Here is an 8,082-nt window from a genome sequence, read left to right as displayed (position 1 = left end):
ACCGCAATCGCTCCGATCCTCACATATCAGTCAGATCCCTCTTGCTTTCCCAGGGCCGTCCACACATGAGCATCGGAGCACAGGAAACGCGCGTCGGATCGCCACCAGCGCCCATTTCCAGTCAGGCTTTCAGGCGCCGGCTACTCCGTGGCCTACCATATCGATCGGCCGCACCAGGCGGTCGAACGTTTCCGCATTCACCAGCCCCGATCGCAAGGCCGCCTCGCGCAGCGACAGATCATGCTCCATCGCGTCATGCGCGATCGCCGAGGCCCGGTCATAACCGATGGCGGGCGTCAGCGCCGTCACCAGCATCACCGATCCTTCGACATAGCGGCGAATCCGCTCGAGATTCAGTTGCGTCCCCTCCACCGAGAAGGTCCGGAACGACCGGCAGCCATCGGCCAGTATACGCAGGGAGTGCAGCACGTTCGCGATCACGACCGGACGCATCACGTTCAGTTCGAATTGCCCCTGGCTGCCCGCAAAGGCAACAGCGGCATCATTGCCCAGGATCTGGGTACAGATCATGACCATGGCCTCGCACTGGGTCGGATTGACCTTGCCCGGCATGATCGACGATCCTGGCTCGTTCGCCGGCAGGGACAGTTCCGCCAATCCGCATCGCGGGCCGGAGCCCAGCCAGCGCATGTCGTTGGCGATCTTCATCAGCACCACGGCGCATCCGCGAATGGCGGACGACACGCGCACCATCGCATCCAGCCCGGCGAGGGCTGCGAATTTATTGGGCGCGGTCACGAACGTAGCACCGGTCAGTTCCGCCAGCCGGGCCGCGATCGCCTTCCCGAAACCCGCCGGCGCGTTCAGCCCGGTTCCCACCGCCGTACCGCCGGCCGCCAACTCCAGCGCGCTTTCACGCGCGGCCTGCACGGCACGCATGGCATCGCGAATCTGATGCGCCCAGCCCGACCATTCCTGACCGACCGTCAGCGGCACCGCATCCTGCAAATGGGTGCGGCCGATTTTCACGACATCCTGCCATTCGCGCGACCGGGCCTCGATCAACCCGGCCAGCGCGTCCAGTTCCGGCAGCAGGCCCGCATCGATCCCGCGCACCGTCGCCACATGCATGGCAGTGGGAAAAGTGTCGTTGCTGGACTGCCCCATATTGACATCATCATTGGGGTGAATCGGCTTCTGGCTTCCCGGCTCGCCACCCAGCAACTGGATCGCACGATTGGCGATCACCTCGTTGACGTTCATGTTGGTCTGCGTACCTGACCCGGTCTGCCAGACGAACAATGGAAAATGCGCGTCCAGCCGCCCGTCCGCGACCTCGTCCGCCGCCTGCATGATGGCAGCAGCCTTCCAGTCGGGCAGGCGCCCGGCCTCCTGGTTCACCAGCGCCGCCGCCTTCTTCACCAGACCATAAGCCCGGCAGAGTTCCAGCGGCATGCGGTCGGTGCCGATCGAAAAATGAATCAGGCTGCGCTGCGTCTGCGCCCCCCAATAGCGGTCGGCCGGCACCGGCAGCGCGCCCAGCGCGTCATGCTCCTGCCGCTCGCCCTGCGCATTCAGGCCGATCGGCAGATCGGAATGCAGTCGGTATTCGGACATGTCGTCATCCTCCGTCACGTCAGATCACGTCGCCACGACCGGCATATCCGGCCAGCCGTCCGCAGCACGGTGCCACCCCGACCGACTCACCGTCCACCGAATCCCCCATCACCAATTCGGCATGAATCGCAAGCATCCCGCCTGTCGGAGACTGTCTTGGAACCCATGGGTCAGTGCGCGTCGTTTGCACTGGGCAAGGCCCGCCAACCCGCCCTCTCCGAACGCCCCCCCCCCCCCCGAAACCACCAGAAAGAAAAAGGGCGGCACGTCCATGACGTGCCGCCCCCTTTCCAATCAACGCTCGTTCGCCTGCGGCGCGATGCGCCGGACGTTACTGGCCGCGTGCGGCTGCCAGACGGGCCAGACGCACCTGCTTGCGCGCTTCGCGCGCTTCACGCCATGCGTCGACCGCCGTTCGATCCCCTTTCGCCATGCGGCGGCCGGTTCCACGCTGCGGCGTCGGCGCGGCCTTGGCGGCAACCGCCTTCTTGGCCGGTGCCGGCGCCTTGGCCGGAACCTTCCCGGCCTTGGCAACGGTCTTCGCGGCGGGCTTCGGCGTGGCCTTCTTCACGGCGACCTTCGCGGGGGCCTTGGCCACCGGCTTGGCGACGTCCTCCGGCGCGGCCTTCCGGCCAGCGGACGCCTTGGCCTTCACGGCGGTCGCCTTCACTTCGGGCTTCGGCGCTTCCTTGACCGACTTCGTCGTGGTCTTGCGCGCTTTTACCGAAGCCGGCTTCGTTTCCACGACCACGGCGGCACGGGCCTTCGCACCCCGCTTCGGGGGCTCGACCGGCGCAACGGCAACCGCTTCCTTCCGACGGGCCGGAGCCTTGGCAGGCACCACCGGTGCCACCACGACAGCCGCCTTGCGCGTCGTGCGGGCCTTGGCAGCCGGCTTCTTGGCCGTCGCGGCAACCGACTTGGCGGGTTTGCGGGGCGACGTCACCGCTTCTTCCGAAACGGGGCCGACCTTCAGCGCCGTGCGCGGCGTTCCTCGACGCCGCGCGGGCGCGGGCGGAACCGGCGCAGCAACGGGCTCGACCGCCACCTTGGCCGCCTTGGCAACGCGCGCGCGACGTGCCGGCTTTTCCTCGGCCTTGGCCGCGACGGGGGCCGGCGCGACAGGGGCCGTTTCAATCTTGGGTGCGGCGACCTTGGTCTTCCCGCGGCCGCGCTTCGCAGGCGTCGCCTCGGGCGTCGGCGGCGCGGTCACCACGGTCTCGACATCCTTGCGGGGCGTCCGGCGCCGGGTGGGTTTCGTCTCATCACTCATTATGGGTGCAACCTTTCGTTTGTCTTGATGACCGACAGTCCGTCCGGAGCCGATGCGCCATGACGGCGTGATCGGAAACCGGAATTCTGAAAGACCGTTTTCGTTCCCCGCCATCGTCGATGGCCTGCCTGGGTGTCGGGTAAAAAATATCTTTCTTCTTCGGCATCATCTCGGCGTTGTGGCCGCCTCTGTCAAGTCAAAGCATTAACCGAGCCTCGTTTTTTCTTGCGGGACGCCGAAACGCGCCACGCCGAAGCAGAACATGCAACCTATTGAAATCAATTTTTTCTTTATTATTTAAACGATTTTGCAAAAGTAGAAAAATTTCGCGGTTCTTCCGTCATGTTCGTCGCAACAGTCGATATGCCAGCCTCCGAGGCCGCGAAGGGAGACCGGATTCCCGCGTCGCACCGACCGGGGATGGGTGAGACGGGAAATCGTCCATGCCGTCTGGCGATTTCCCGGGCCCTCCGACCGACCGCCCGATCCCCGAAGAACCCGCAAGCCGCGAGATTTCGAAATTCGTCGAACGAACAGGCATGAGTACCATCGCTGGAGTCATGGGTCCGGCTATCGCGCGATGTCCCCTTCCCCGAAGCGAAAGCGATCATATCGCCCCCCTGATTCCGGGAGAATCGCACCATGGGCTGCCAGATAAAAAACGGTCAGCAGGAAGGCACGTATCGGGACATGCCCGCCATGCGGCTGTCGAATGCACGATCGTGACCCGTTCGAAGACGGCATGTCGTGCTCCATCTTTCCCGTTCACCCGGCTTTCACGATCATCGGCAGTCCGGCCACCATGAAGACGACCCGCCGCGCCGCGCACGCCACGGCCTGGTTCAGCCATCCGGCTTCATCCCGAAAGCGCCTGCCCAGCGGCGTCTCCGGCACAATACCCAGCCCCACCTCATTGCTTACCAGAACGGTCGGAGCCGACCGTCGTGCCAACACCCGCAACACAGCACCCGTCTCGGACGCGATATCGCGTTCCGCCAGCAGCAGATTGGTCAACCACAGGGTCAGGCAATCCACCAGCACCGGCGCCGGTCCGGCTTCCTCGAGCGCGCCCGCGAGGCCCAGAGGCTCTTCGACCGTCTGCCAGCCGACGGCACGCTCCTCCCGATGCCGCTCGATCCGCGCTTGCATTTCCTCGTCCCATGCGCGGGCGGTGGCGATATAGATCCAGGGTGCCGGCGCGGCCATGACCAGTTGCTCGGCATGCCGGCTCTTTCCCGAGCGAACACCACCCAGCACCAGCGTACACTCCGTGCGCGCCTCCGTTTCCACCGATGTCATCCTGTTCATCTCCTTATGTCTTGCACCCAGGCGCATAACGCCACACAAGAACCACCATGCAAGTCCATCCCCAAGCCACCACGATTTTTTCAAGCATGGCCGACCTGCACGCCGCATGCGTCGATCTGCCGCCACCCGACCACGCGGCTTCGCAGGCCATCGCGGCGCGCGAGGCCATATTGACGAAGCCGGCCGGCAGCCTTGGCCGTCTGGAAGAGCTCGTTGCATGGCTGGGAGCGTGGCAGGGGCGCGCAACGCCGAGCCTGGAACGCGTGCGGATCGTGATCTTCGCCGGGAATCACGGGGTCGTTCGGCAGGGTGTCTCCCCCTGGCCCGCCAGCGTCACCGCCCAGATGGTCGGCAATTTTTCCGCCGGCGGGGCCGCGATCAACCAGCTTGCCCGCATCGCGGACGCCACCCTGACCGTCATACCGATGGCGGATCTGGCACCGACCGAGGATTTCACCCTCGCCCCTGCCATGACCATTCCGGCCTTTCTGGATGCTGTCACGGCCGGTTACGCGGCGGTCGATGCCAATACCGACCTGCTGTGCCTGGGCGAAATGGGAATCGGCAACACGACGGCCGCCGCCGCGCTGGCGGCGGCGCTGTTCGGCGGCACTGGCCGCGACTGGGCGGGCCGTGGCGCCGGACTGGATGCGGACGGGGTGGCGCACAAGGCCGCGATCATCGACATCGCCCTGGCGCGTCACGCCACATGCTGCGACGACCCGCTGGTGGCCGCGCAAACCCTGGGTGGCTATGAGATGGCGGGCATCATGGGCGCGGTGCTGGCGGCGCGACATCGGCGCATTCCGGTCCTGCTCGATGGTTTCGTCTGCAGCGCCGCCGCGGCACCGCTCCGGCGGCTGAACCCGATGGGATTGACCCACACCAGCCTGTCGCACCGCTCGGCCGAGGCCGCCCATCACGCGCTGGCAGGTTTTATGGGCCTGGACCCGCTGCTGGATCTCGGCCTGCGGCTGGGCGAAGCCTCGGGTGCCGCGCTTGCCGTGCCGCTGCTGCGGGCGGCGCTGGCCTGCCACACCGGCATGGCCAGCTTCGCCGACGCGGGCGTCAGCGAGCGGACATGATCTGGCCGGCTCGGTGCCGTGCCGATCTGGCGGCCGGTATCGGCCTGCTGACGCGGCTGCCCGTGGGCTGGCTGTCCACGGATGCTGCCGGGATGGATCTGGGCCGTTCGGTATGGACATGGCCGCTGGTGGGCCTGGTGTTGGGGGCCATGGGCGGCCTGGTGCTGGGCGGTCTGGCGTCGGTGGGGCTGGACCGCCACCTGGCCGCCGCATGGGCGGTGGCACTGCAGATCCTGCTGACCGGCGGCCTGCATGAGGACGGACTGGCAGACACGGCCGACGGTTTCGGCGGCGGCCGGGACCGGGAACGGAAGCTGGCGATCATGCGCGACAGCCGGATCGGCAGTTACGGTGCCCTGGCCTTGGGCATGGCCCTGCTGATCCGGGTGACCGCGGCCGCCGCCGCCCCCCACCCTGCCATCGCGATGGCCCTCGCCGGCGGGCTGGGGCGGGCCGCGATGGCCGGCCTGTCCGCGACCATGAAGCCGGCCCGGCAGGACGGGCTGGCCGCCACGCTGCCCGGCATCCCGCGCCCGGCACTGGCAGCCTGCCTGCTGATCCCCCTGGCGGCCACGCTGGCGCTGCTGCCGGTCGGCAGGGCACTTCAATCCTGCGGCGCCGCGGCGCTGGCAGCCATCCTGCTCGGGCGCCTGGCGCGACAGCAGATCGGCGGCCTGACGGGCGACGTCCTGGGTGCCACCGCCATCGGCGTCGAATGCTGCATCCTGACCCTGCTGAGCATCGCCGCCGCGCCGGCCTGACCGGCAACCAGACGGGCCCATCACATACGCATGATCGCCCTTCCCCCTGCTTGTGCCGGTATCCGGCCGCACCAGATCCTTCTCAGAGCCTGATTGCCAGATGCGCGCCGGTGACGATCCGGCTTGTATTTCCAGACAGGCTGCACGGCGCACGCAATCCGCGCGCCAGGATTCTGTTGGAAGGAAAACAGGTCATGGACAATAAACGCCTGGCCGGAATCCCCGGCGAAGATGCCGCGAGCAAGACCCGGCAGGTCATCGGCGGCGTTATCGTGGTGGCCGTGCTGGTCGCCGCGATCATCGTCAGCATCCTGGTCTCCCCGACGATTATCCCTCCCCACTGAAATAACGGGGAAGGGCCAGGGCGACGGCACAGCTTTCCAAACGGGTTCCGGTTCAGGCATGATCCGCACACCGGAACCCGCCGGAACCCGACCGAGGACCCGTGTGACACGTGACGGCCTATCTGTATCTCGCCACGGCCATCATCGCCGAGGTCTTTGCGACATCGTTCCTGAAATATACGGCCCAGTTTACCCGGCCATTGCCCACGCTGCTGACCTTCGGCGGGTACGGGGTGGCGTTCTTCTTCCTGTCGCTGACCTTGCGGGTGATGCCGACAGGCGTCGCCTACGCCATCTGGTCGGGCGCAGGCATCGTGCTGATATCCACCATCAACTGGATCTGGCTGAAACAGCGCCTCGACGCCCCGGCATTGGCCGGCATGGCGCTGATCATACTGGGGGTCGCCGTCATCAACCTGTTCTCCCGCACCACCGGGCACTAACCGGTCCAGCTGGCCGGCAGGTGACCGTCAATGAACCTGCAACTGGGCCCGCGCCTCGCCATCCGGGCGGGCGGCGGTATGCAGGTTGACATAGACACGGCCCACCCGCAGCTCCTTGACCTGCTCCGGCGTCAGGACCACCGCGCCACTGAGCGGGCTGGTATAGGGTCCCTGAATCGGCGCCAGCACGCCGGCATCCTGGCCCGGATCGGCCGGACCATGGAAATGGGCCGCAACGACGGCGCCGCTCAGTCCGCGCCATGTGATGCGATAGGTCACCATATTCCGTTTTTCGTTCAAGGTGCCCGTCACGATTCCCGTCGGGTGATCGTTCGCGCCGGCCACCGGTACGAACGCGCCCGTCACCTGAAGGGTTCGCCCCTCGGCCACGGCGATGGATGACGCGATCGGCGCGGCCAACAGCAGGCCGCCGAACAGCAGGGAACAACGCATGATCCCGATCTCCATTGAAACAGACAGGTTGAACACGAACCCGCCGGACGCGGCGCTGGTCCGCGCGTCCGGTCCGGGGCATCATGCCGACAGTCAGATATCCAGACCAGCCGATCGGTTCAGGGCCGACAGATCCGGATCAATCCGCGTATCGACAAATCGCGCGAGCTGAATGCCACAGGCAACGAGCAGAACCGACGCCAGGCTCATCATTCCCAGATAGACCATTATGCCCTCCTGATGAAAACCAATCCGATCGTGTCTGCAATGACCGCCTCCTGTGCTCGAATCATGGCAAGAGGCAGGCTTTTTTTCAGCATGGGTCGCCGTCCACACGGGGCGAACCGGGTCCATCCGCGTTACTATACGCGCGCGAACAGATATTCCCGTTAACTTAATAAGACGCGCGGGTAACAACGCCCCAACGTCCGATAACGGCATAAGGTTGCGCCGCCATGCTGCCTCCTGTCCCTTTGCCGAAGGGCTGGACAGCCTCCTGCCGCCACCACACATCATGGCGGTGGCAGCACAAGGAAATCCCAGCCATGTCCCGCTTTGCCGATTATGACGACCGCCCGACCGACGCCGACGCCGGCAAGCACGAACAGGCACGCCGCCTGGCCGAAGCCGCCCTGAAGGCCGAGGACGAAGGCGATCAGGCCCGCGCCGACGATCTGTTCGCCGAAGCCGACCGCACCGACCCGCAGGCCGTGGAAAATGTCCTGATGGAATGGCCCGACCATCCCCGTGCCAGACGACACGCGCGCCGCTGATGCCGTTCGACCGCAAGGTCCGGATACAGGAAACGCGCGTCGGATCGCCGCCAACGCGCCTTCC

The 8,082-nt window shown here is 66.2% G+C and carries 10 protein-coding genes; 5 read left to right on the top strand and 5 right to left on the bottom strand.

Going from position 1 to position 8,082, the window contains the following annotated elements; genetic code table 11:
• Positions 1-129: 129 nt before the first annotated feature.
• The 3 genes from fumC to cobU all read right to left on the bottom strand — a co-directional run bounded on the left by fumC (position 130) and on the right by cobU (position 4,150).
• The gene (gene fumC / locus HLH29_RS16060) at positions 130-1,578 is read right to left on the bottom strand and encodes a class II fumarate hydratase (protein WP_182968393.1); all 1,449 of its coding nucleotides are present in this window, start codon (positions 1,576-1,578) and stop codon (positions 130-132) included.
• Between the two features lie 331 nt (positions 1,579-1,909).
• Complete coding sequence (locus HLH29_RS16055; RefSeq protein WP_182968392.1) at positions 1,910-2,851, bottom strand: hypothetical protein; 942 nt, start codon at positions 2,849-2,851, stop codon at positions 1,910-1,912.
• Between the two features lie 765 nt (positions 2,852-3,616).
• Positions 3,617-4,150 (bottom strand): bifunctional adenosylcobinamide kinase/adenosylcobinamide-phosphate guanylyltransferase, encoded by a 534-nt coding sequence (gene cobU, locus HLH29_RS16050; protein WP_246374320.1) that lies wholly within the window; start codon positions 4,148-4,150, stop codon positions 3,617-3,619.
• Between the two features lie 95 nt (positions 4,151-4,245).
• Between cobU and cobT the strand changes: the two genes are divergently transcribed.
• The 4 genes from cobT (at position 4,246) to HLH29_RS16030 (ending at position 6,792) form a co-directional block, all read left to right on the top strand.
• Positions 4,246-5,244 (top strand): nicotinate-nucleotide--dimethylbenzimidazole phosphoribosyltransferase, encoded by a 999-nt coding sequence (gene cobT, locus HLH29_RS16045; RefSeq protein ID WP_246374319.1) that lies wholly within the window; start codon positions 4,246-4,248, stop codon positions 5,242-5,244.
• A complete protein-coding gene (cobS, locus tag HLH29_RS16040) occupies positions 5,241-6,005 on the top strand; it encodes an adenosylcobinamide-GDP ribazoletransferase (protein ID WP_182968389.1) in 765 nt (254 codons plus the stop codon). The genes cobT and cobS overlap by 4 nt, the downstream gene beginning before the upstream one ends.
• Positions 6,006-6,199: 194 nt before the next feature.
• Positions 6,200-6,349 carry a hypothetical protein gene (locus tag HLH29_RS16035; protein ID WP_182968388.1) on the top strand — a complete coding sequence of 50 codons (150 nt, stop codon included), beginning with the start codon at positions 6,200-6,202 and terminating at the stop codon, positions 6,347-6,349.
• Positions 6,350-6,459: 110 nt separating this feature from the next.
• The gene (locus HLH29_RS16030) at positions 6,460-6,792 is read left to right on the top strand and encodes an SMR family transporter (RefSeq protein WP_182968387.1); all 333 of its coding nucleotides are present in this window, start codon (positions 6,460-6,462) and stop codon (positions 6,790-6,792) included.
• A gap of 27 nt (positions 6,793-6,819) precedes the next feature.
• Here HLH29_RS16030 and HLH29_RS16025 read toward each other — a convergent pair whose 3' ends face one another.
• Both HLH29_RS16025 and HLH29_RS19940 read right to left on the bottom strand, forming a co-directional pair.
• Positions 6,820-7,245 carry a CHRD domain-containing protein gene (locus HLH29_RS16025; RefSeq protein ID WP_182968386.1) on the bottom strand — a complete coding sequence of 142 codons (426 nt, stop codon included), beginning with the start codon at positions 7,243-7,245 and terminating at the stop codon, positions 6,820-6,822.
• Between the two features lie 93 nt (positions 7,246-7,338).
• Positions 7,339-7,473, bottom strand: coding sequence for a hypothetical protein (locus HLH29_RS19940; RefSeq protein ID WP_275943759.1), 135 nt, complete (start codon positions 7,471-7,473; stop codon positions 7,339-7,341).
• A gap of 317 nt (positions 7,474-7,790) precedes the next feature.
• Between HLH29_RS19940 and HLH29_RS16020 the strand changes: the two genes are divergently transcribed.
• The gene (locus tag HLH29_RS16020; RefSeq protein WP_182968385.1) at positions 7,791-8,018 is read left to right on the top strand and encodes a hypothetical protein; all 228 of its coding nucleotides are present in this window, start codon (positions 7,791-7,793) and stop codon (positions 8,016-8,018) included.
• Positions 8,019-8,082 lie beyond the last annotated feature (64 nt).

The organism is Gluconacetobacter tumulicola (assembly GCF_014174215.1).
Classification (GTDB): Bacteria; Pseudomonadota; Alphaproteobacteria; order Acetobacterales; family Acetobacteraceae; genus Gluconacetobacter; species Gluconacetobacter tumulicola.
The sequence above is the reverse complement of the archived record's forward strand: the minus strand, read 5'-3'. Positions and strand labels throughout refer to the sequence as shown.

What these genes read in the sequence shown, in the direction of transcription:
- HLH29_RS19940 (WP_275943759.1), bottom strand. Translation starts at nt 7,473, where the DNA reads ATGGTCTATCTGGGAATGATGAGCCTGGCGTCGGTTCTGCTCGTTGCC.
- cobT (WP_246374319.1), top strand. Translation starts at nt 4,246, where the DNA reads ATGGCCGACCTGCACGCCGCATGCGTCGATCTGCCGCCACCCGACCAC.
- HLH29_RS16025 (WP_182968386.1), bottom strand. Translation starts at nt 7,245, where the DNA reads ATGCGTTGTTCCCTGCTGTTCGGCGGCCTGCTGTTGGCCGCGCCGATC.
- HLH29_RS16035 (WP_182968388.1), top strand. Translation starts at nt 6,200, where the DNA reads ATGGACAATAAACGCCTGGCCGGAATCCCCGGCGAAGATGCCGCGAGC.
- HLH29_RS16020 (WP_182968385.1), top strand. Translation starts at nt 7,791, where the DNA reads ATGTCCCGCTTTGCCGATTATGACGACCGCCCGACCGACGCCGACGCC.
- cobS (WP_182968389.1), top strand. Translation starts at nt 5,241, where the DNA reads ATGATCTGGCCGGCTCGGTGCCGTGCCGATCTGGCGGCCGGTATCGGC.
- cobU (WP_246374320.1), bottom strand. Translation starts at nt 4,150, where the DNA reads ATGACATCGGTGGAAACGGAGGCGCGCACGGAGTGTACGCTGGTGCTG.
- HLH29_RS16055 (WP_182968392.1), bottom strand. Translation starts at nt 2,851, where the DNA reads ATGAGTGATGAGACGAAACCCACCCGGCGCCGGACGCCCCGCAAGGAT.
- fumC (WP_182968393.1), bottom strand. Translation starts at nt 1,578, where the DNA reads ATGTCCGAATACCGACTGCATTCCGATCTGCCGATCGGCCTGAATGCG.